Source organism: Streptomyces sp. NPDC054783, from assembly GCF_053611725.1.
The window spans coordinates 809,415-830,274 of sequence record NZ_JBSHAY010000001.1; the positions used below are offsets into that span (position 1 = coordinate 809,415).

Annotated in this window: 18 protein-coding genes and 3 pseudogenes; 12 read left to right on the top strand and 9 right to left on the bottom strand. The window is 69.2% G+C overall.

The features are described 5' to 3' along the window. The first annotated feature begins 87 nt into the window (after window positions 1-87). Window positions 88-1,077, top strand: coding sequence for a helix-turn-helix transcriptional regulator (locus ACWGJ5_RS03760; protein ID WP_453308148.1), 990 nt, complete (start codon window positions 88-90; stop codon window positions 1,075-1,077). 32 nt (window positions 1,078-1,109) lie between these two features. Here ACWGJ5_RS03760 and ACWGJ5_RS03765 read toward each other — a convergent pair whose 3' ends face one another. Further along, complete coding sequence (locus ACWGJ5_RS03765; RefSeq protein ID WP_453308149.1) at window positions 1,110-2,321, bottom strand: erythromycin esterase family protein; 1,212 nt, start codon at window positions 2,319-2,321, stop codon at window positions 1,110-1,112. Between the two features lie 58 nt (window positions 2,322-2,379). Between ACWGJ5_RS03765 and ACWGJ5_RS03770 the strand changes: the two genes are divergently transcribed. Together ACWGJ5_RS03770 and ACWGJ5_RS03775 are read left to right on the top strand one after the other, a co-directional pair. Then, window positions 2,380-3,129, top strand: coding sequence for a MerR family transcriptional regulator (locus ACWGJ5_RS03770; RefSeq protein WP_453308150.1), 750 nt, complete (start codon window positions 2,380-2,382; stop codon window positions 3,127-3,129). 210 nt (window positions 3,130-3,339) lie between these two features. After that, complete coding sequence (locus ACWGJ5_RS03775) at window positions 3,340-4,500, top strand: hypothetical protein (RefSeq protein WP_453308151.1); 1,161 nt, start codon at window positions 3,340-3,342, stop codon at window positions 4,498-4,500. 190 nt (window positions 4,501-4,690) lie between these two features. Here ACWGJ5_RS03775 and ACWGJ5_RS03780 read toward each other — a convergent pair whose 3' ends face one another. After that, entirely contained in the window at window positions 4,691-4,894 is a 204-nt protein-coding gene (locus ACWGJ5_RS03780) for a hypothetical protein (protein WP_453308152.1), read from the bottom strand. 944 nt (window positions 4,895-5,838) lie between these two features. On the opposite strand from ACWGJ5_RS03780, the gene ACWGJ5_RS03785 reads away from it, so the two are divergent. The 3 genes from ACWGJ5_RS03785 (at window position 5,839) to ACWGJ5_RS03795 (ending at window position 12,061) form a co-directional block, all read left to right on the top strand. After that, window positions 5,839-9,204 (top strand): GH92 family glycosyl hydrolase, encoded by a 3,366-nt coding sequence (locus ACWGJ5_RS03785; protein ID WP_453308153.1) that lies wholly within the window; start codon window positions 5,839-5,841, stop codon window positions 9,202-9,204. Between the two features lie 396 nt (window positions 9,205-9,600). Next, window positions 9,601-10,335, top strand: a complete 735-nt coding sequence (locus ACWGJ5_RS03790) for a DUF1275 family protein (RefSeq protein WP_453308154.1) — start codon at window positions 9,601-9,603, stop codon at window positions 10,333-10,335. A gap of 787 nt (window positions 10,336-11,122) precedes the next feature. Further along, entirely contained in the window at window positions 11,123-12,061 is a 939-nt protein-coding gene (locus ACWGJ5_RS03795) for a L,D-transpeptidase (RefSeq protein ID WP_453308281.1), read from the top strand. 391 nt (window positions 12,062-12,452) lie between these two features. On the opposite strand, the pseudogene ACWGJ5_RS03800 reads toward ACWGJ5_RS03795, so the two are convergent. Further along, window positions 12,453-12,803: pseudogene (locus ACWGJ5_RS03800) on the bottom strand (nucleotidyltransferase); the annotation flags it as partial. A gap of 2 nt (window positions 12,804-12,805) precedes the next feature. Here ACWGJ5_RS03800 and ACWGJ5_RS03805 point away from each other — a divergent pair. The 4 genes and pseudogenes from ACWGJ5_RS03805 to ACWGJ5_RS03820 form a co-directional block, all read left to right on the top strand. Further along, window positions 12,806-13,036, top strand: a pseudogene (locus ACWGJ5_RS03805) (hypothetical protein); the annotation flags it as partial. A gap of 264 nt (window positions 13,037-13,300) precedes the next feature. Then, a complete protein-coding gene (locus ACWGJ5_RS03810) occupies window positions 13,301-13,807 on the top strand; it encodes a hypothetical protein (RefSeq protein WP_453308155.1) in 507 nt (168 codons plus the stop codon). Window positions 13,808-13,875: 68 nt separating this feature from the next. Continuing rightward, a complete protein-coding gene (locus tag ACWGJ5_RS03815; protein WP_453308156.1) occupies window positions 13,876-14,076 on the top strand; it encodes a hypothetical protein in 201 nt (66 codons plus the stop codon). An 82-nt stretch (window positions 14,077-14,158) separates the two neighbouring features. Continuing rightward, complete coding sequence (locus ACWGJ5_RS03820; protein WP_453308157.1) at window positions 14,159-14,434, top strand: hypothetical protein; 276 nt, start codon at window positions 14,159-14,161, stop codon at window positions 14,432-14,434. Window positions 14,435-14,883: 449 nt separating this feature from the next. Here ACWGJ5_RS03820 and ACWGJ5_RS03825 read toward each other — a convergent pair whose 3' ends face one another. From ACWGJ5_RS03825 to ACWGJ5_RS03835, 3 genes are all read right to left on the bottom strand, one after another. Then, the gene (locus tag ACWGJ5_RS03825) at window positions 14,884-15,240 is read right to left on the bottom strand and encodes a DoxX family protein (protein ID WP_453308158.1); all 357 of its coding nucleotides are present in this window, start codon (window positions 15,238-15,240) and stop codon (window positions 14,884-14,886) included. A gap of 326 nt (window positions 15,241-15,566) precedes the next feature. Continuing rightward, window positions 15,567-15,920 (bottom strand): DoxX family protein, encoded by a 354-nt coding sequence (locus ACWGJ5_RS03830; RefSeq protein ID WP_453308159.1) that lies wholly within the window; start codon window positions 15,918-15,920, stop codon window positions 15,567-15,569. A gap of 163 nt (window positions 15,921-16,083) precedes the next feature. Continuing rightward, window positions 16,084-16,455 carry a hypothetical protein gene (locus ACWGJ5_RS03835; RefSeq protein WP_453308160.1) on the bottom strand — a complete coding sequence of 124 codons (372 nt, stop codon included), beginning with the start codon at window positions 16,453-16,455 and terminating at the stop codon, window positions 16,084-16,086. A 3-nt stretch (window positions 16,456-16,458) separates the two neighbouring features. On the opposite strand from ACWGJ5_RS03835, the gene ACWGJ5_RS03840 reads away from it, so the two are divergent. Beyond that, window positions 16,459-17,217: a helix-turn-helix domain-containing protein gene (locus ACWGJ5_RS03840; protein ID WP_453308161.1), complete on the top strand. Its 759-nt coding sequence runs from the start codon at window positions 16,459-16,461 to the stop codon at window positions 17,215-17,217. Between the two features lie 118 nt (window positions 17,218-17,335). On the opposite strand, the pseudogene ACWGJ5_RS03845 reads toward ACWGJ5_RS03840, so the two are convergent. Beyond that, window positions 17,336-18,554: pseudogene (locus ACWGJ5_RS03845) on the bottom strand (IS110 family transposase). A 255-nt stretch (window positions 18,555-18,809) separates the two neighbouring features. Then, window positions 18,810-19,133, bottom strand: coding sequence for a substrate-binding domain-containing protein (locus ACWGJ5_RS03850; RefSeq protein ID WP_453308282.1), 324 nt, complete (start codon window positions 19,131-19,133; stop codon window positions 18,810-18,812). A 149-nt stretch (window positions 19,134-19,282) separates the two neighbouring features. On the opposite strand from ACWGJ5_RS03850, the gene ACWGJ5_RS03855 reads away from it, so the two are divergent. Next, on the top strand, window positions 19,283-19,690 hold the full coding sequence (locus ACWGJ5_RS03855) for an NUDIX domain-containing protein (RefSeq protein WP_453308162.1): 408 nt from the start codon (window positions 19,283-19,285) through the stop codon (window positions 19,688-19,690). Window positions 19,691-20,381: 691 nt separating this feature from the next. Here ACWGJ5_RS03855 and ACWGJ5_RS03860 read toward each other — a convergent pair. Next, window positions 20,382-20,843: an SRPBCC family protein gene (locus tag ACWGJ5_RS03860; RefSeq protein WP_453308163.1), complete on the bottom strand. Its 462-nt coding sequence runs from the start codon at window positions 20,841-20,843 to the stop codon at window positions 20,382-20,384. Window positions 20,844-20,860: the final 17 nt, after the last annotated feature.

The window sequence follows — 20,860 nt, forward strand, 5'->3', positions numbered from 1 at the left end:
TCTCCTTGGCTGTGTGGAGGCGTGCACGTCGCAGGCTAGGAGAAATAGTGGACAGAATCGGTCCTGTATGCGCGCTATGTTGTGCACATGTCTCGACCTACTGGCCGCGTGCTGACACTCCTGGAGCTGCTGCAGTCGGGCGGCACCCGGACGGTGGCGGAACTCGCAGACCGGCTCGGCGTCGAAGGGCGCACCGTGCGGCGGTATGTGGACCAGCTGATCGACCTGGACGTGCCCGTGGAATCGGTGCGCGGCCGCTACGGCGGGTACCGGCTCGCCCCCGGGTACCGCTTGCCTCCGCTCATGCTCAGCGACGACGAGGCGCTGGCCGTGCTGCTCGGCCTGGTCGCCGGCCGCCGGGCAGGGCTGACGACGACGCACCACACGGCAAACGAGACGGCATCGGCCAAGATCCGGCGGGTGCTGCCCAAGCACATCGCCCGCCGGCTCGACACACTCCTGGAATCCCTAGCCTTCACGGAACAGCCCGGAGAGTTCGACACCCCGGACGCCGGGGTCCTGCTCACCATCGCCGATGCGGTGCGCCACCGCCGACCGGTCTCGATCCGTTACACCGACCGCGACGGACGGCGCAGCGAACGCACCCTGCACGCGTACGGGATCGTCACCCATTCGGGCCGGTGGTACGTCACGGGCACGGACGTCCGGATCGGCGAGGACCGAACCTTCCGGCTCGATCGCATCGCGGACGCGCGGACCCTGCCCGGCTCGTTCGAAGTGCCGGCGGGTCCCGGTCCGGCACAGCGGGTGTTGTCGGGGTTCGCCACGGCTGAGTACCAGCATGAGGTGACCTTGCGGATCCACGGGACGGTTGAGCAGATCCGCGCCCATCTTCCCGCCAGCGTCGCGAGCCTGGAGGAGCACGGGCCCGCGGCATGCGAGGACCGGGCAACCGAGCGCTGGCTGCGCGTTGAGCTGCGGGCGGAGCGGCTCGACTGGTTGCCTCCGGTACTCGCCTCACTCGACCGGCCGTTCGTCATCGAGCGCCCCGATGAACTACGCGACCTCGTCATCGAGCTCGCCGGTCGCCTCGCGTCCTACGCCCGCCATGCCTGACAGCGAGGAACCAACGTCATGAGATGGCACAGCTAGGCCTGTGGGATGTCCTTGACGAACACGATCCCGTCGCTGTTCGCCAGGTGTGCCGGGTCGAGCGGGGAGTAGCCGAACCAGGGGGATTGGCGGTGAGCGGGCCGCGTGTCGCCAAGGGCGGTGGCCAGCCGCGGGGCGTCGATGACGCAGCGGTCCTCGGGGAGCGCGTACAGGAGGCCTTCGATGGTGTCCGGGGCCGGGGTGTCCACACCCCGGTGCCGGATCGTGCCGAGGGCCGTGGCCACGAAGGCGTACCCCTCGCCGAGTTGCGCGTTTACCAGCGCACCGGCGCTCCACCACTCCACCGGGCCCTGCCACATCTGCATCGTGCTCTTCTCCCGCTGCAGATGGGAGTTGTGGGCGTGCACCAGCACCGGGCCCTGTTCGGCGATGGCGAGCAGGTTGGCGGCCATCATCGAATCCCGCAGCGCGCACAGCCGCGTCATGCGGGCCGGTGAGGTGTCGGCCATCCAGTAGTGGTAGCGCAGCAGGCCGGTCGCGGTGCGCCCGTACAGGCGCGCCCGATCCCAGCCGTCCCGCGAGGTCGGCGTGACCAGGTGCGGCGTCTGGGCGTCGAGCAGCGCCACCAGGTCGTCGGCGAGCAGCCGCAACTCCCTGGCCTCGGCCGACCGCCCAACGGATTGGGCCGGGTCCATCATCGCGGCGGGATTGGTCCACCGGTCGTCGGTGCCGAGCAGGCGGTCGAGTGTTTCCCCGGTGCAGGGGAGCAGGTCCGCGTCCACTCGGTCCGCGAGGTAGCCGTGGAGTGCGGTGAGGGCCTGCCGGGGGCTCGTGGCGCCGGTGATCTCCAACGGGCCGTCGAAACCGGCGAAGTGGAGCCGCTCGGACGCGGGTCGGCCGTCGTTGTGGGCGCGCATCCAGCGCACGAGTTCGCGGTTGGCCGCGGACGCGCCCAACCCGAGGTCCGGGTGGCTGAATCCGTGCTCCATGACCTCGTCGAGACTGCCGGTACCCGAGGTGACGTAGTCGTCCACGACCAGGCCCATCATGCAGTCGCTCTCGATCGCGATCGTCCGGTAGCCCTCCTCCTCGACGAGCTGCCGGAAGAGCTCGTTGCGCAGCTCGAGCAGAATGTCCTCGCCGTGAGTGGGTTCGCCCAGGGCGAGCAGCCGGGGCCGGGCCGGGAGCAACCTCATGATGGCGGCAGCCTCGACGGCGCGAGCGGTGTCCTTGATGTCCGTAGCCATGCCTTCAACGGTATCGTTGAACCTTTGGTTGAAACTTTTCCGCGATATTGTCAGGATCGTGGGGCAAAACCTTCAAAGCGGCGAGCGACTCAGGCCGGTTGATCTGGCTCGCGGGCACGGTCTGTCCACGCAGGCGATCAGGAACTACGAGGAGGCCGGCATCCTTCCGGCCGCCGCTCGCACACCTCACGGCTACCGCACCTATACGCCGCTGCACGCGCGGGCCCTGCGCGCGTTCCTTGCCCTGGTGCCCGGCCACGGCCACCAGACGGCGACGTCGATCATGCGGGCCGTGAACCAGGGCGGGGTCGATGAGGCCTTCCGCCTCATCGACGAGAGTCACGCCCAACTCCTCGACGACAGGCGGACCCTCCAGGCGGTGGAGAGCGCCCTCCGGGACCTCGGGGCCACTGCGGCGCCTGAGCCCGGTGCGGAGTCCGAGCCGGCCGCGGTGTCGGGTCCCGCCGGCACGTTCATCGGGCCGCTGGCAGGGAAGCTCGGAATCCGGCCGGCGACGTTGCGCAAATGGGAGCGCGCCGGACTGGTGCGCCCGCGCCGCGACCCGCTGACCGGGTACCGCGTCTACGACGAGGCCGACGTACGGGATGCCCGGCTGGCCCACCAGCTGAGGCGGGGCGGCTACCTGCTGGAGCAGATCGCCCCGCTGATCGCCCAGGTACGGGCGGCGGGCGGGCTGGAGCCGCTGGAGGCCGCACTGCGCGACTGGCACGGCCGGCTGTCCGCCCGCGGGCGGGCGATGCTCACCGGGGCCGCAGAGCTGGAGGCGTACCTCCGCGAGCGCGGCTGACCTTTCGGCCGCTACACGCCCTTCGAGGCTGCTTTCCAGGTCGCCACCTCCAGCTGCGAAGTCCCCGCAGGCCGTGGCGAGAGCTGTCGCCGTGTCGTTCCCATCTGGGCAGGATCGCTGATGAAGGCGGCTCCCAGTGTCTTCCTGGGCTGCTTGACGAACCGCCGCGCCGGTCTTCCCCTCTTCCTCTTCGAGTGAGAGGGGGACGCCATGCGGGCGAACTGGCAGCGGGTGGTGGCCGTCGGTGTATGGGGCGGAGTGCTGAGTTGTGCGGGCCTGACGATGCCGGCCGTGGCCGCCGAAGACCCTCCGACGATCAGCCAGGCGTACGCGGGCCCGCGCCCCGGTGAGGCCATCGGGATCGATCTGCTCAACTACGAACGGAAGCCGGGCGTGCATCTGGTGGCCGAATCGCCGGTCTTCGCGGCCCCGGTCCGGCTGGACGACCCTGCGGCGGACACCGGCGGGGAGGGCGTGAGGGCGCCCATCCCGGTGTCGGCCAAGCCCGGATCGTATCCGCTCGTGGTGAAGGCCGGAGGCAGGGTCGTCGCTCGTGACACCATCGACGTGAAGCCGCCGAAGCGTCCGTCCATCGAAGTGGACGGAGGCGGCGCGGGGCGGCCGGGGATCAAGGTGAACCTGTTCTTCGACGACCTGTACCCCGGAGAGACCGGCAAGTCCTTCACGGCCCATTGCACGGCATTCGCTTCGCCCGTCCGTCTCGCATACGACAGGAAATCCTGGAACAACACCCGTACTTTCAACGCCTTTGACGTGCCGCTGCGGCACGCCCTCCGTGATGGGTCGTACCCGGTGTGGGTGACCGATGCGGCCGGGAGGCGGAAGGCCGAGAGCCGGCTGGACGTCCGCTCGGCCCGCCCGGGCGACGACGACTATCTGGGCAAGGCCAGGGGGCCGGCGTTCTTCGGGAAGGAGGGGTATCTGCTCAGCGCCCGGGCCAAGGGCTTCACGATCACGGCGGGCCGGACGGTGTATGTGAGGTGGCAGGACGCGCATCCGGACCCGGGGGAGGAGGAGCAACTGACCGCGACTTCCCCGGCGTTCCGGTCCCCGGCCAAGCTGGAGTTCGACATGGTCAAGGGCCATGAGGCGGATGACCCGGTCTTCTGGGGCCCGGCGCGGATCAAGCCGGGCCTGGCCCCTGGCACGTATCCCGTCACCGTCGTCAGCCACCGTGGGCGCGTGAAGAAGACCAGCTACCTCACCGTCACCCAGGGCCCCGCTCGCCACGACGGCGCGCATGGACTGCCGACCGCCGTGTGGCTGGGTGTGGGCACCGGAGCCGTCGCTCTGGGAGCCGCCGCTGCAGCGCTGCTGGTCAGCAGGCGCAGAAGGGCGTCCCCGTCCTGACCCGCCGTACGGCGCCGCCACCGATGGCGTCGAGCACTGCCGGCTTGCGCAACGGCAACCGAGACCCTGAAACGCCCACGGCCGGGTGCCGCTCGGCAGCCACGAGGAGGATCAGGCGAGCCCCGTCCGCGCGTGCTGAGTGTCTTCCGGCGGGCGAGAGCCGGCTTCCAGGGGCCGGGCCGAGCCGGGCTCAGGCCGGGCATGTGGCGTGTGGTGGCTGGTCGGGCAGGTACGTCGAGCCCTCCTGCGGGGTGAGGTCGCGGCCGAGGGCTCGGCAGATCTTGCCGATGGCTGTGGCCGGGGGAGGCAGGAGGATGTTCCACAGGCGTACGGTCCTGTCGCCGCCGACGGTGGCGAGGACGCGGCCTACACGACCCCCAACGCCTTCTACCACGCTCCGAATGGCGACTGGTCTCCGGTGTACGCCATCAAGACCTGCATCACCGCCGCGTAACGCACCACCTGATGGTCGGTTCCCAGCGCATCCGGGCAAGGATGTGCTGGGAACTTGCTGTGTCGGAGCCCGATGCACTGCCAGGGCCGGGTTCGAAGGCGACCCACAGCGCGGCGCGACCCAAACGCGCCCGGCGTCGTTGCCGGTCGCTTTTGCGACGCAGGGGGCGTTGCCGGGGAGGAAGCTGCCCTTGCGTCGTCGTCGACATCGGCAACTCCTCGACGTTGCCGACGTAGGGGGAGCCGCCGTGTGCAGCGCCTCGAAGTGCCACCGGGGCCGACCCGTCGACCGTGTCGACGGGGGAGGGCGGAAGCCGGTTCGCCGTTGCCGCGTCGCCTCGGCGGGCCGCCGGTCATGAGGCGCCGGCCCGAGGGCGGAGCACGGCGCTCGCCTGTGTCTCTGCTGGTGCACGTCGTTGGCGGTGGTGCGGATGGGGTATTGCGCTGAGGTGCGCAACTGCGTGAAGGTTCGGCCCGGTTCCTGGCTGGTCCGGTCAAGTGCGAGCGGACCCGATTCCTGGGCCGCCGGGGGCCCCGTGTGACCTCTGGCCGTGGCCGGCCCCCCGGATCCACCGGGGTCCGGGACCGCGTGCCGACAACGACGGCGTGGTACCGGGGCCATCCGGTTGCGAACTTCGCGCTCAGAAAGCTGCGTTGACCTCGTTGACATCCCGTGAGCCCACGCGTTTCACTCGACACTCGTGCATGGCAACGTTGTCAGGCCGCCCATCGAGACGGCCTGACAACGTTGCCTGCCACGACATGCCTGTCCTTCGGCACGTCAGCACCTGTGCGAAGCACGAACCGCTGCGGAGGCAACCGATGGTCCGACCCCGACGTTCAGCTGCGCCACGTAACCGAAAGAGACTCCGTCAACGCCTGGCCGTGATCTGCGTCCTGGGAATCGCCGCGCTCCCACTCCCGGCGATCGGCGACGCCTATGCCGCGAACGCCGCGACACCGCCCTTGGTGAAGGACCCCGCGTCCCTCGTCAACCCCCTCATCGGCACCTCGGGCGAGGTGGACACCTTCCCCGGCCCCGACATGCCGGCCGGCATGGTGCAGTGGGGTCCCGACACGACGCCCGACCGCCCCTCCGGCGGCGGCTACGAGTACAACGACGACAAACTGTCCGGCTTCAGCCTCACCCACGTCTCGGGTCCCGGCTGCGGCGTAGCGGGCGACCTGCCCGTCCTGCCGGTGACCGGCACCCTGTCGGGAGACCTCGGCAACGCATCCGTCGGGTTCAGCCACGACGACGAGCACACCGGCATCGGGAACTACAAGGTCACCGACGCAGGCGGGGTCACGACCCAGCTGACCGACACCACGCGAGCGGGCCTGGGCACCTTCACCTTCCCCGCGGGCAAGCAGGCGAACCTGCTGTTCAAGCTCAGCGGCGGAGCCACACAGGTGGACGGCACCCGCGTCCAGGTGGTGAACAAGCAGGAGATCCGAGGCTCGGTCGACAGCGGTCACTTCTGCGGTGCGAACAACCGCTACACGCTGCACTTCGACATCAAGTTCGACCAGCCGTTCGCCACCAGCGGCACCTGGGTCGGGAGCACCATCAACCCCGGCGCGACGTCGCTCAAAGCGGGCAAGGCCCGGCAGAGCCTGCAGGCGCACCCGTCAAAGCCGCTGAAGGAAAGGCACTTCACCGTTCCCGCGGCCCCGTCCCCGACCGTGCACGGGAGCGCGGGGAAGTCGTCCGGCACGCCGTCCCCGGCCCGGAGCGGCAGCGCGGCGCCCCGGACGCCGGCCGCGGGCAAGACCGCCGCGAGCACGTCCGCCGAGCCCCCCACGACGGGTGCGAACGGCATGTACCTGACGTTCGACACCTCCTCCGACCCGACGGTGCGAGCCAAGGTCGGCATCTCCTACACCAGTGACGCAGGCGCGGCGGACAACCTCGCCACCGAGATCAAGAACTGGAACACCGATGCCGTCGAACAGGCGAACCACGACGCCTGGAACGCGGTGCTGAACAAGATCCAGATCGGCGGCGGCACCTCGGACCAGCAGGTGCAGTTCTACACCGCGCTCTACCACGCACTGCTGCACCCGAACGTCTTCTCGGACGCCAACGGCCAGTACATGGGCATGGACAACCAGATCCACAAGCTGGCCAAGGGCCAGCAGGCCCAGTACGCCAACTACTCGGGCTGGGACACGTACCGCTCCCAGACCCAGCTGATGGCGATGGTCGAGCCGAAGGCCACCAGTGATGTCGTCACCTCGATGCTCAACGGCTACGACCAGACGGGCCTGCTGCCCAAGTGGGCGTCGGACAACGGCGAGAGTTACGTCATGGTCGGTGACCCGGCCGCCGGCATCATCACCGACGCGTACGCCTTCGGCGCGCGGAGCTTCGACACGGACAAGGCGCTCGCCGCCCTGCAGCACCAGGCCACCGTCCCGAACAACGACCGCCCCGGCGAGTCGGTGCGGGATGCCAAGGGCTACCTGCCGCTGGACGAGAACGACTACGGCTGCTGCAACTTCTACGGCCCGGTCTCCACGCAGCTGGAGTACGACTCCGCCGACTACGCCCTAGCCGCCTTCGCGAAGTCGCTGGGGAAGACGGACGTCTACACGAAGTTCGCCACCCGCGCCCAGGACTGGATGAACGTCTTCGATCCGCAGACCGGCTACATGCAGGCGAAGAACAAGAACGGCCAGTTCGCGGGCGGGTTCACCCCCGGTACCTCCAACGGCTTCGTGGAAGGCACGTCGGCCCAGTACACGCCGATGGTCCCGTTCAACCTGCAGCAGCTCATCCAGGCGCGCGGGGGTGACAAGGCGTACTCGTCCTTCCTGGACAGCCTCCTCGACAACATCACCGACCCCGGCAACACCGACGCCAACCTGAGCAACGAGCCCAGCGTGGAAATCCCCTGGGAGTACGACTACACGGGCCAGCCGTGGAAGACCCAGGCGGCCGTCCGCGCGGCCCAGCAGAAGCTGTACTTCAACGCTCCGGTCGGCTCGTTCGGCAACGACGACCTCGGCGCGATGAGCTCCTGGTACGTCTGGTCCGAGCTGGGCATGTACCCCGAGACTCCGGGCACGGACACCCTGGCGCTCGGCAGCCCGGCGTTCCCGGTGGCCAAGGTGACCTTCGCGGGCGGCAAGACGGCGCAGATCAACGCGCCGCAGGCGGCACCCGATGCCCCGTACGTGCAGTCCCTCGACGTCAAGGGCAAGGAGTGGAACACCTCCTGGCTGACGTACCAGCAGTTCAAGGGCGCGGGCACGGTCGACTTCACCCTCGGCACCCAGCCGAACCAGTCCTGGGCGTCCGACCCGTCGGCGGTGCCGCCGTCGGACACCACCGGCGGCGACCGGGTCCTGGCCGCGACCGGCCCCTCAAGCGACGGCCTTGTGCTCCAGCCGGGCGCGTCCGGCGACGCCACGCTCGACCTCACCAACCTCGGCGGCAAGGACGTCACCGTCGACTGGAAGGCGACGGCACCCTCCGGCGTCACCCTCGACACCACGTCCGGCTCGGTGAAGGTGCCCGCCTCGGGCAGCGCCGAGGCGAAGGTCCATGTGACAGCGGGCGCGGGCGAAGGAACGTTCCCGGTCACCTTCGCGCTGACCGACCACAGCGCCGGGTCGGCACTGAGCGGGGCGGCCCTCCGCGTGGCCGTGGCCAAGGCCGGCGAGCTGTGGCCGTACGACACCAACGAAGGCATCTACCCCGACGGCACCAGCTTCTCGGGCGGCTTCGACAGCGGCGGCTGGGCCTTCTCGCAGAACGCGCTGTCCGCGGCCGGCGTCACCAGCGGCTCCACCGTCACGGTCGACGGCATCTCCTACACCTGGCCGACGGTGACGTCCGGTCAGCTGGACAACCTGGAAATGGGCGGTCAGACCATCCCGATGCCGGCCGGGACGTCGGGTGCGTCGTTGGGCCTGCTGGGCACGGCGGCCAACGCACCGACCGACGGCAGCGGGGTCTCGGGCACGGTGACCGTCACCTACACCGACGGCACCACATCGAAGGCGACGGTCGGCTTCTCCGACTGGACGCTCAACGCCGGTTCGAGCAAGCCGCTCCCGGGTGACACCACGGCCGTCACGACCGGCTACCGGAACACCGGCAGCGGGGGCCGGGACGGCGTGAAGACCTACGTCTTCGCCACAAAGGTCCCGCTCGACGGGTCCAAGCAGGTGGCGTCGATCACCCTGCCGGTGACGGGCTCGACAGGCACCGACCACCTGTTCGCCTACGGCTTCGGGCAGTGAGAGACGGCAGACACTGACGACGGCGGGGCCGGTTCCCGAAGGCGCGAGCCCCGGGAACCGGCCCCGCCGCCGTGCCGCAGCGCGCGGCCCGCGCGAGGGCAAACGCGGCGGAGCGAATCGTGGGGCGCCGGCATCGACGCGGTGGTTCGCGACTTGGCGGACATCCAGCACAAGTACCATTACGCCGTCCGGCAGAGCGGCCTCGCGGTCGTCGATGCCTGCGAGAGGTCGGTGGCCGCCGCGGTGCGTCCAGGAGCAGACCTCGCAGGCCGGTGCCGACTGGGCTGCGGAGACCGTGCGTACGCAGACCGACCTCACGAAAGAGCTCGGCAATTTCGCTGTCGCCTGCTGTGACGCAGGCATGCTTCACCCCAGGGTTACGATGGCACACTCTGAGTGACGAGCCCCCTGGGGGAAGTCGTGGAGCAGCAGGTGCAGTCGAAAGTCCTCCCGGGACGCTCTCTGTGCATCGCCGTGGTGCTGCTGGTGGCGGCGTCCGGCGCTGTCGAATCCGTGTCCTTCCTCGGGCTCGACCGGGTTTTCGCGGGCGTCATGACCAGCAATCTCGCGTTGCTCGGTATGGCCCTCGGCCGGGGCGCGGCCGTCGATGTCACCGCGGCGGTGCTGGCACTGTCCGGGTTCGGCGCGGGCACAGCGGTCGTCGCCTGGCGCACGCGCGGCTCCGCGGCGCCGGCGACCCACTGGCCCCGGCACGTCATGTTCCTTCTCGGCGTCGAGGCGGCCCTGCTGGCAGCGGGGGCGCTGGCCTGGGGCCTGACCGGCGGCACACCGGGCGAGACGGCTCGGGACGTCATGCAGTTCGGGGCCGCGCTCGCCATGGGCGTGCAGTCCGCGTGCATGGTCGCCGCCGGAGAGGCCGCCGCGCCGACCACCTACCTGACCGGCACGCTCGCCACCTACATCGTGAAGGGAATTGGCACCGGCCGCCCCGGGGTCTGGGTGCCGCTGCGGTTCGTCGGCCTCGTCGCGGGTGCGGCCTCCTCCGCCGTGCTGCTGAAGCAGGCGCGGGCCTGGGCCGCGCTCCCTTCGGTGATCCTGATCCTGGGCGCGATCGTCGCTGCCTGCGTGCCGCTCGCCGCGCAGCGCCGGAACGCCGCGGCCGCGTCCTGAACCACGGAGCCGGCGGCCCCTCTCCGCGATACCGTCTGCGACCGACCGGCAGGCGCCGCGTTCTGGCATGACGGCATGAATTGTGGGCGCTGCCCCGCTACGCGGACCGAGCGCGAGTGCTGCGCGACCTCGAGGCATTCGCCCGTGAGCCGTGACCTGCGAAGTGCGGCCCACCGGCGGCGCGGTCGCCGAGCCGAGCCTGAGCGTGCAGACCCCCGGCCCACCGCTGCGGAGCCGGATCTGCTTGCCGTTCGTGACCGGTGCCGCGGCCCGAAGACCTCGCTGCGATCGAGCCCCGCGTGCCTGCCGCTCGGTACTCGACGGATTCGAAGTCCTGTCATCGGCGGCGAGTTCGATGTGAGGTCCGAGATGGCGGTGGCTCCGGCGTGGCCTTCCGGCGTCGGCACGGCGGGGCCTGTTCCCGCACGGAATCCACGGCCGTCATCGAGGGAAGTCCGGCATGCAGAAGACCTTTGTTCGAAGTGTTGCTCCGCATGGCGGCCGGTACCACCGACCGCCGGACCGCAGGGGTGCGGCCCCATCCCCTTGCCCCCTGACGTGCTCTGAAGGCAGGAAAGGCGGGAGGCGGCGATGTCGCGTCCTCATGTCCCCGACCGGCGGCGCGCGCCGAGATTTGGGACACGTTTTACACGACGCACGCAACTGCATGCCGCACCCTTGCTGTCTGACAGGAAGTCGGGGCCGACAGGGGCCGAAGAGCGAGAGAACGGGGCAGGTCGTGGGACGGCGCAAGGGCGGCATAGGGATCGCACTCGTCACCGGGGCGATGCTGGTGGGCGCGAGTGCCTGCGGCGGGGGCGGCAGTGACAAGGCGGGCGGGGACGACGCCAAGGCGCCGGGCAAGGCGAGTGCGAGTGCCTCTCCGTCACCGACGAAGCCGGCGGGTCCGCCGATGCTGCTGGACACGATCACCCCTCAGGCGGGAACCACGGTCGGCGTGGCCATGCCGATCTCGGTGGTCTTCACGAACCCGGTGGCGGCAAAAGCACGGGCCGCGGTGGAGAAGCACATGAAGGTGAGTGCCTCTCAGCCGGTGGCCGGCGCCTGGCACTGGATGGGCGACAAGCGCGTCGACTGGAGGCCGAAGACGTACTGGCCCTCCGGCACGAAGGTGAGGGTCGACGCCGACATGAACGGCGTCAGCAACGGCAACGGACGCTACGGCGTACGCAACTACACCCACACTTTCACCATCGGCGACGACGTGCGCGCGGACGTCTCGGTGACCGGCCACACCATGAAGGTGACGCGCAACGGCCAGCTGGTGCGCACCCTGTCGATCAATGCGGGCAGCGCTCAGTATCCGACGTGGAACGGCACGATGGCGGTCATCGACAAGCAGGAGAAGGTCCACATGACCTCCTGCAGCGTCGGCATCAGCTGCGACAAGGGCAGCCCCAACTACTACGACCTGACGCTGCCCTGGGACATCCACCTGACCCAGTCCGGCACGTACGTGCACTACTCGACCGGCGACCCCAATCCGGGCAGCGGCAGCGCCCGCGGCTCGCACGGCTGCGTCCACCTGTCCCTGTCGGACGCCAAGTGGTTCTACGGCCAGGTCAAGCAGGGCGACCCCGTCACCATCACCGGCTCGCCCCGTGCCAAGGCCCCGGCCGACAACGGATACGCCGACTTCAACCTGGGATGGGACCAGTGGCTCGCGGGCAGCGCCTCCGGGGAGGGGACGACCGCGTCGCTGTAATACGCGGGAGCCGGGTTTCGGGTCTGTGGCCGCCGGTCGACGTGGGTACACGGCTCGTACCTTCTGAGACCTGCCGATCTCTCCATGGCCGGCAGCCGGATGGTGATGAGGCCGAGGGTCCGTCGGTTCCTGCGCGTCAGCTCGGTGTGCGCGCCGGACATGTGCGGGGGCAGGATCGACGGACTGACGTGTCGTCCCGGCCGCGAAGAGAACGGTTGCCCGTGCTCCTAGGTGGCATCGGCCCGGCCCTGGGAGGCCGGGCGGTGGCACCCGTGGCACGACCTCGCGCGGGTCCGCCGCAGGCACGCCCGCATTCACGACCTCCTCGCGCAGGGGTACAGCCCGCGCGATGCCGTTCGCGCCCCCAGGGATGTCCGAGATGGGTCGCCCTTCAGGGGCGCGGGGCTTTCTCACCGTGCACGGCTGTGTATTCGGCTGCGAGCCAGGAGCCGAGGTCGTTGATGAGCATCCCGAGCACCGCCTGGTCGGGTGTGGGTGTGCGGCCGATGGCGGTGGCGAGACGCATCTGCTCGGCGCGCTCGGGGTAGTAGCGGCCGAAGAGCTCGGCGGACTGGTCGAGGTCGCTGGTCCAGCCGCCCCATCGGGGCATGACCAGGGTGAATCCTGTGCGGACGATGCGACGGCCGACGAGACGGCCGAGGGTGCGGCGATCGGCGTCCGTGGTGGCTTGGGCCGCCTTGGCACGCCAGTGTGGCAGCACGCGGGCGAGGTCACCGTTGGTCCAGCATCCGTCCCGAGACCATCCCCACCATGGCCGGCTTGGTCGTAGCCGCCGGCACCGGCCTGAGCCCCGGTCTTTGGCGCAAGCAGTACGGATACTGGACCAAGGTCGAGATGAATCCCCTGGAAGCCACCGCCTTCCTGCTCGCGGAACACCTGAACCGCATCACCGACGACCGCGACTTCGCCACGCGCATGATCGCCGATGCCCTGTCGCGTGCGGATGAGGGCTGATGTAGGCCCTTGCCGGTTGATCAGTCTTCGGCGACAACCGGGCTGAGCCGCGCCAGGTTGCGGCTCGGAGAGGCGTCGTCCACCGCCGGCGGGCCAGAGGAGGTCGACGTCGGGGAGCGGGTGGTGGGGCATGCGACCGGCCAGGCTCCCTGCAGGGCGCGCGAAGTCAGGCCGGAAGCCACCCTTGTGGCACAGAGGATGACCACGGAGGATTGCCACCGGCCGCTACAAGGCGGCCTGTTCCGGGGGGAAATGGGAGATTCTGTGAAAAAGATCAGCCGGATTGTACGCGCTGCCGTGGTGGGGGCATTGGCGCTCGGCGGCGTCGTGGCAGGCACGAGCAACGCTTCGGCGGCGACCAGCAACTGGGGCTGCCGCTCCGAGAGAACCGGCAGCTTCGCCGACGCCGGCCACGGTATTCACCTCGACTCCTGCATCGAGGACCAGTGGGGCAACAACGGCAGTGGCTTCTACGCCCGCATCGCCGTCACGCTCGACCCCGGCAGCGGCTCCGCCCACCCGGCCGTCTTCCCGTGCGCGCAACTGTGGAAGTCGGACGGCTTCGGCGGCTGGTCCTATGTGCACGACTACGGCTGCATGGGCACGTGGTACGGGCCCGGCACCGACGACGCCATCTGGATCAGCGACGGCGGTCAGAACTACAACCCTGGCAGCGGGGCATACGTGGTGCGGGTGGGCTTCTGGGCCACCATCAACGGCCACTACGGCTATTACGGAGACGTGGAGTCGCCGGTCGCCTCGGTGTGGTGACCGCGGACGGCTTGCAGCCGTATGGACGAGGGCCTCTGGGATTCGCCTTGCCGGGGTCCTCGTGCGTCATGAAGTCCGCGGAAGGCGAGGAGCTGCTGCGCGGCATGGTGACGCTCCGGGCAGACGATACCGCAGCCCGGATCGCGCCGTACCCGCGCACGGCCGCCGGCGTGGACCACGGCCTGCCCGTGATCCAGCGGCCGGTGGGCGGCGTGCTGCAAAAACGAGCCGCAGCGGGTGAGCTGAAGACGCTGCTGGCCGGCCGCTGAATGCTGCCTCACCGACCGAAGTGTCGGTGGCCTGTGGTGGGATGGCCGCGCTTCGTAGGCCACCTGGTGGGAGACCGTTCCGATGCCCGTGTACCCGTCGCTGACCCGCGCTCTGGCGGAGGCTCTGGTTGATGTCCTCTGGTTCGTCGACGACTGCGAGGACGAGCAGATGGACCCGGACGACGCTGTCAGGGTCCTGGAGGGTGTCGCCTACCTGGTGAGTCTGCTGTCGAGCGATCAGCGCATCGAGTTCATCGACCTACTCGGAACGATGGCCGAAGAAGAGACCAACCCTTCGCGCCGCGAGTTCCTGGAGAGCTTTCCTGAAGACTTCGGACTAGCAGACGACGCGGAGTGACCTGGGGCTCCGCCGAGCAGGTGATCAACCGTGCTGGTGACGAAGGCGTGATGCCGTTGCTCCCCATGGACGAGCCCTTCGACGCCAACGACAAGGCTGGGCAGGCCGCCGCTGTCCGTACCGCGGCGGATGAGAGCGCCTGTGCTGCGCGGATCGAGGGGGCTCGAGACCAGCGGTGTGATCCCAGAGCTGGTGGACGTCCACCGTGACATTCGGCAGGTGCCGCATGGCGCGACTGTGCCAGTCCGTGGTGTGGTATCGGGCTTGACAGACATCCCATGAGCTGGAGAGTCAAACGGTGAGTGCGTGAGCCCAGGTGAACCAGCAGTCCCTTTCCAGTCGGCAGCCCGCCGTTCAGCCCGAACGGATGCCCTGGACGAGTAGTTCCGAATGCTGACAGTGCGTCCCGGGACGGGAGTGGCTCCTCCTGAGGGACAAGCTGGACCGGTTCACCGGGTGCCGTGGTGGGCCAGATTCACGGCCAGAGCAGCCACGGGCAGACAGAAGAACACGGCCCAGGGACCCAGCTGGTGGTCACGAACCCGCAGGTGGGCACAGAGTGCACCAAGGAAGTACAACACGAGACCGATGGCAGCGAACGTGCCCAGCACTGGCACGGCGAACCCGGCCAGCAGCCCCAGCGCCCCCAACGCCAGCAGTGTGCCCAGCGGGCGCATCCAGGACCGGGGCACACGCAGCTTGTCCGCCTGGCTCTTGGGGTAGTCGTGGCCGATGAAGTTGGCGATGGCGGCCGAACCGTTGACAGCCGAGGTGAGGAGGGTGACCACGAGGTAGGCGGCAAACACGAGAAACTCCTTCTTCTGCGCGAGAACGACGGTTGGGTGTTCGTGTCCTTGACGAAGACAGCGCCTCAAGATGTGACACGCCCTGTCAGACCAGCCCCTCGGGGAAAGCTGCACCCTCCGGGGATGCAGAGAGGGCGTCCAAGATCGTTGTGTGACGAACGAGAACTTGGAGCGGGTCTTGAGTGCCATCGGCCGACTACCGCTCGGACTCCGGAAGGGACCTGGTGCCGCTCCCGCTGGAGTGCCGAGGCCCACCGTACGCGTCGTACGGCGGCAGGCCGGTGTTGTGTTCTCGCCCGCGGACCCACGCTCGACGCCGGCTTGCCTCAGGCGGTCTGCAGGGCGAACACGAAGGTGGCCGTACTGAGCACGAGCATGCCGGAGGCGTTGAAGAAGAGGTTGCGTCCCAGATCGCGGGCTCGGATGTGCATGCCCACGGCGGTGAGGAAGTAGCAGACGACGGCGGCGCTGGTCAGCACCGCCAGCGGGGTGGACCAGATGCCCGCGACCAGTCCTGCGGCCGTCACGGTCTTCATCAGCGGCAGGAGCGGCCAGAACCGGCGGGGGAATCCGACGTCCCGCAGGCAGTCACGGATGAAGCCGACCGGCTTGAGGCACATCGCGGCGTCCGCGAGATGGATGACGGCGAGGCCGGCCAGTGGCCACCAGGGCTGTATCACAGCTGCTACTCCTTCAAGGGTTCGGATCTGCGTGCGTCGAGCAGAGGGAACATTCAAGGGACAGGACGGCGCGGCGATTCGTGACGCCCTCACCGAAGACCTGCGCTCGGGCATGGCGGCCGAGGAGCGGCGGTCGGCGTCCTTCGTCCGCGTCGGTACCGCATCAGGCGGCCGCTTCGGCGACCGCGATCGACCACCAGATGTAGAAGAGGTTGACCACCAGCCGGGCCGCTACTCCTACCGGCCGCTCCAGGAACCGGGCTCGGTCGGCACGGGCAGACCGCAGGGCGTCGACGTGGGAGACCAGGTAGACGGTGATCAGCGCGGCAGCGGCCCACCCGCCCGCCGCACGCCACCGCGGAGTCAGCACCAGCGCGCCCACCGCGATCTCCGTCGCACCGGCGGCGGCGACCAGGAGCGCGGGCCGGGCAAGCCATCGCGGGACCAGGGTGCGGAAGTAGCCGGGCAGCACGAAGTGCGCCACCCCCACCCCCGACAGGAAGATCCCCAACGAAACGGCCGCGATACGGTTCATGGCGTGAGCATCACCGCTGCCCGCACGTGGGCGCTTGAACGAAACGATCGCCGCCTGGTGTTCGCCTCGGATCCGAACGGGGCGATGTTCGCCGAGACCGGCGCGTTCAGCGTCAGCGTGCACCGCCACCCGGTGTGGAAAGTCGTCCTGTCGCCCGGCGGACTCGTCGAGACCCGGCTGCCAGGAAAGCGTCCGGTCACCTCGGCCGGCGTGATCGTGCCCCCTCTGCTCGTCCACACGGCTGGCGCCTCGTCCTCCTACACCGCCCTGTTCCTCGACCCCTGGAAATTGCCTCCCGACGTGGGCCTGATCCACCTCGACCGGGCCACCGTGCGCCGCCTCCTCGCCGCCCTCGACCAAAACGCGGAACCGGGCCCGGACGCCGACCTCGCCGCGGCCGCGGTCGAACTCACCGCCCTGACCGGCCCCGCACAGCCCCTCGATCCCCGCGTGGCCCATGCGATCGGGGAAAGCACCCGCGCCACCCCACCCGCAGCAATCGGCTCCATCGCGGCCGACGTCGGATTGTCCGCGACACGTCTGCGCGCCCTCGTCCGTACGTCAGTGGGAGTGCCGCTCGTGCAGTTGAGAACCTGGGCACGCCTGCGGACCGCCGTTGCCACCCTGCCCGGCACCACGGTGGCCGCGGCCGCCGCGTCAGCCGGATTCGCCGACCAAGCCCATCTCGCCCGCACCGCCCGCAGTCTCCTCGGCCGCACCCCCGCCTCCATGGGACAGCCCCCGACCTGCCGGGTGCCCTGAACCGGACACCCCATCAGCTCCCGGCGGGGAGACATCAGCCGGACGCCCGGCGGTACCTCTACTGGCTGGAAGAGCGGAAGTCCCCCACACCCGATGACCGGTTGCCCCAGCTGTAGCGTCAAGCGGCGAGTGCGTGGGCCCGCTGGGACCAAGCTGTCGCCTCGTCGTACGATGTGCCGGTCTTGAGGCAGCCGTGCAGGATGCCGACGAGCCGGTTGGCGAGCTGGCGTAGGGCGGCGTTGAATTCGATGCCGCGGGCCCGTTGCTTCTCGTAGTAGGCCCTGGCGCCAGGGGAGACCCGCAGTGCAGAGAAGGCTTGGGCGATCAGCGCGTCGATGAGCCGGTCGTTGCGGACGTGCCGAGCGGTTACGACCTTCTTCTTGCCGGATGCGCGGGTGATCGGGCTGGTGCCGGCGTAGTTCTTGCGGGCCTTGGCACTGGCGTAACGGTGAGGGTCGTCGCCGAATTCTGCGAATACCCGGGCGCTGAGCATCGGTCCCAGCCCGGGCTGGGAGCGGATGATCTCGGCGTTCGGGTGCCGGCAGAAGAAGTCCTCGACCTGCTCATGCAGGAACTTGACCTGCTCGTTCAAGATGGCCAGCATCGCGATGAGCGCGCGCACGGAGACGGCGTAGGCCGCCGTCACAACGGCGGGCTGCCCCAGGTGCTTGGCGCGCAGTACGGCTTGGATCTTGGTGACCTTGTCGGGGATGCCGCGTCGGCGGGCGCGCTTGAGGGCCGCGCTTATCTGCGTGGCCGTCAGCTTCGCAGCGGAGACCGGATCGGGTGCCCTGGCGAGCAGTTCCAGGGGGTCGGGGGGCGTCCAGGCCGTCGAACGCCTCCAGGGCGGCGGGGAAGTAGTCGAGCAGGGCGTGCCGCAGCCGCTGCGTGGTGCGGGTACGTTCCCAGATCAAGGTCTTATGGGCACGCGTCACAACCTTGACCGCTTCGGCGTCAGCGGTGTCCCCGGAGATCGGGCGGAACTGGTGAGAGTCGGTGCGCACCATGTCAGCGAGCATGTGCGCGTCGGCCGCGTCGCTCTTGGCCCCCGATACCGCCAAGCGTTCCCGGTACCGGGAAGCCTGCAGCGGGTTGACCGCATATACCGTGTAGCCCGCGGCGATCAGCGCCTGCACCCACGGGCCCCGATCGGTCTCGATCCCAATCACCACCTCGGCCTTGCTGTCCTCCCCGAGCTCGGCGCCGATCATCGCGTGCAATCGCTCGATACCCGCGACGCCTTCCGGCAGCCGAGCCTTGGACAGCCGGCGACCTGTGGCGTCCATCAGCTCGATGTCGTGGTGGTCCTGGGCCCAGTCGTCCCCGACGAACAGCAACTCGTCCTCCGTCATCGACCTCGATCGGCAGCAGCCCGCAGGAGAACCATCAGCGACCTAATAAGGCTGTGCTCACGCCGCAACCGGGCGGTCACGACATCCCATCAGCGATTTCGCTCGTGGCCGACCAGCAGGGGCACGATCTGTCAACAGGACTCGAAGTCCAGGGAAAAGAGAGTGCTCACCTGCTGGCGGCTACCAGGCACCGAGTCTGCCGGATGGAGCCTCGGCAGGTCTTATTAGGGACGATGCTGGTCACAGCCACTCGTTGCGGACGGCGAGGATGTCGTACCTCGTGGCCGTCGTACAGCCCTGCGGCGGGCCGACGGGTGCGCCGCAGGAGGCCCGGACAAGGAGTTCCGGCCGCAGCAGTCGGGACCCGGCAACGCCGCCCGCGATGCCGCGCAGCAACTCGCGGACGGCTGCGCGCCCCTGCTCTGCCATGGGGGAGCGGACAGTCGTCAGCGCGACCGGCGACTCGGCGGCGATCGGGGTGTCGTTGTAGCCGATCAACGCCCGGCTGTCGCCGAGGTGCAGCCCAAGGTCATGGGCCGCGCCCATCACACCGACGGCTGCCAGGTCGTCGACGGGCTTCCAAGTGTGGGTCCGAGGCGGTCATTCGTCGTTCAACCCGCGGGGTTGGAGGGATACTTGCACACGGCGTCGGCCGACGTCTCACGCAGTTCCGAGCGCGGCATCCCGGCTGCGTGTGCGCGTAGGCTGTGTGGATGAGCGATCATTCGCTGTCGGAATCCAGCGCCGAACTGCGTACACGCGAGGCCGCACTGCGGGTGAGTGCTCGCGCAGTCGTCGTGGACCAGGTGGGCCGCGTCCTCCTCATCCGGCATCGCGACAACGACCGGGAGTTCCATGTTCTGCCCGGCGGACGTGTAGAGCCTGGTGAGACGGCATCCGAGGCCGCTTGCCGGGAGGTGAGGGAAGAGACCGGACTGCCCTCGGGGACATGCCCCGAGTTCGACGCGCGGCCGGTTCGACGGGGTTTGCTCCGAGCGAAGCCGGCCGAGGATCTGCAACGGCAGGCCAGTCAGGAAGTGGGCGATGTGGGGTGTGTCGTATCCGGCGTCCACATCCACGTGGATCTCTGGACGCCGTTTTGCCACTCGCCGACCGCGTGAGCCGCTCGACGACCTCGTGGTCCAGGAGGTGCGGCCGACCTCCACGCAGCGATGACCCGGTACCCCGCAGGTCGGCGTCGCTGAAGCGATCGACCCACTCGGGCCGGTGAGGATCTGCTGGAGCAGCAGGGTGAGAGCCCGATACCGGCGGCCGTCAGTGACGGCCTTGTGCCCGGTTCTGAACCGAGGGTGGCGTTGAACGCTCGGCAGAGGTTGGCTGCCCGGGGGCATGTACAGCCGCGAGATTCTTGCGGAAACTCGGATGCCTGGCCGACTTCGGTCTGTTAGCTGTTGAGGATGGACCCCGATCTCGTCACCGATGAGTGACTGAATGGAGTTCTGGACGAGCTCGTTCGTAGGAACGGCTCTTTCACAGACCGGAGTTCGGGACGAGAAGAGCCGATTTCGAAGCGACTACGGCGCCCGATTTCTGGGAGACGGGCGCCTCGGGCCGACGCTACAGCCGTGCCTACGTGCTGGACGTCCTTGAGGAGCGCCACAAGGAGCCGGCACCAGCGGTCCGGCCAGGGCGACCAGCAGCTCAGCCTCGATCAAGCACGCGAGTCCCCGCTCGTGGCCGAGCGGGCCATGGGCCGGGCCCTGAGTCCGGCGTGGGCAGTGGGGCAGCGCGACCGTGGCCTTGAACAGTGCGTTGGGGGCAAAGGGCGCGGGTATGCACCGCCGTCAGGAGTCAGTCAGCAGCGGAGAAGTGGCGAGCCAGCTCGGTGGCCAGGCGACGTGTGACCGTGTGATTGGCGCGGCGCATCGTGGCCCGCACGATGGGGGCCAGCAGCCGGTCGGCCAGCGGGGCGCGCACCCAGGTGTACGCGAACGAGATGTGGCTCCCTCCGCTGCGCAGCGGTTCGATGGTGTAAGTGCCGTGGGCCAGGCGCCGACCGGCCCCGCTGACGTTGCGTTCGACGATGCGTCCCGGCACCTCGGCCTCGACGACCTCGATGGTGACGTCGGTCTTGGCGCCGCCCAGCGAGGCGGTGACCGTGGCGCGCGATCCGATGCCCCGGCCGGGGCCGCTGTAGCGCCAGTTGGTCAGGTAGTGGTTGGTGAATCGCTCGTGGTGAGCCATGACATCGAGGAAGTCGTAGACCTGCTCGGGCGTCTGCGGTACGTCGATCGACACGGTGACAGACTTCATGTACCACACGGTACATG

What these genes read in the sequence shown, in the direction of transcription:
- ACWGJ5_RS03760 (WP_453308148.1), top strand. Translation starts at nt 88, where the DNA reads ATGTCTCGACCTACTGGCCGCGTGCTGACACTCCTGGAGCTGCTGCAG.
- ACWGJ5_RS03765 (WP_453308149.1), bottom strand. Translation starts at nt 2,321, where the DNA reads ATGGCTACGGACATCAAGGACACCGCTCGCGCCGTCGAGGCTGCCGCC.
- ACWGJ5_RS03775 (WP_453308151.1), top strand. Translation starts at nt 3,340, where the DNA reads ATGCGGGCGAACTGGCAGCGGGTGGTGGCCGTCGGTGTATGGGGCGGA.
- ACWGJ5_RS03795 (WP_453308281.1), top strand. Translation starts at nt 11,123, where the DNA reads ATGCTGGTGGGCGCGAGTGCCTGCGGCGGGGGCGGCAGTGACAAGGCG.
- ACWGJ5_RS03815 (WP_453308156.1), top strand. Translation starts at nt 13,876, where the DNA reads ATGAAGTCCGCGGAAGGCGAGGAGCTGCTGCGCGGCATGGTGACGCTC.
- ACWGJ5_RS03820 (WP_453308157.1), top strand. Translation starts at nt 14,159, where the DNA reads ATGCCCGTGTACCCGTCGCTGACCCGCGCTCTGGCGGAGGCTCTGGTT.
- ACWGJ5_RS03835 (WP_453308160.1), bottom strand. Translation starts at nt 16,455, where the DNA reads ATGAACCGTATCGCGGCCGTTTCGTTGGGGATCTTCCTGTCGGGGGTG.
- ACWGJ5_RS03855 (WP_453308162.1), top strand. Translation starts at nt 19,283, where the DNA reads ATGAGCGATCATTCGCTGTCGGAATCCAGCGCCGAACTGCGTACACGC.
- ACWGJ5_RS03860 (WP_453308163.1), bottom strand. Translation starts at nt 20,843, where the DNA reads ATGAAGTCTGTCACCGTGTCGATCGACGTACCGCAGACGCCCGAGCAG.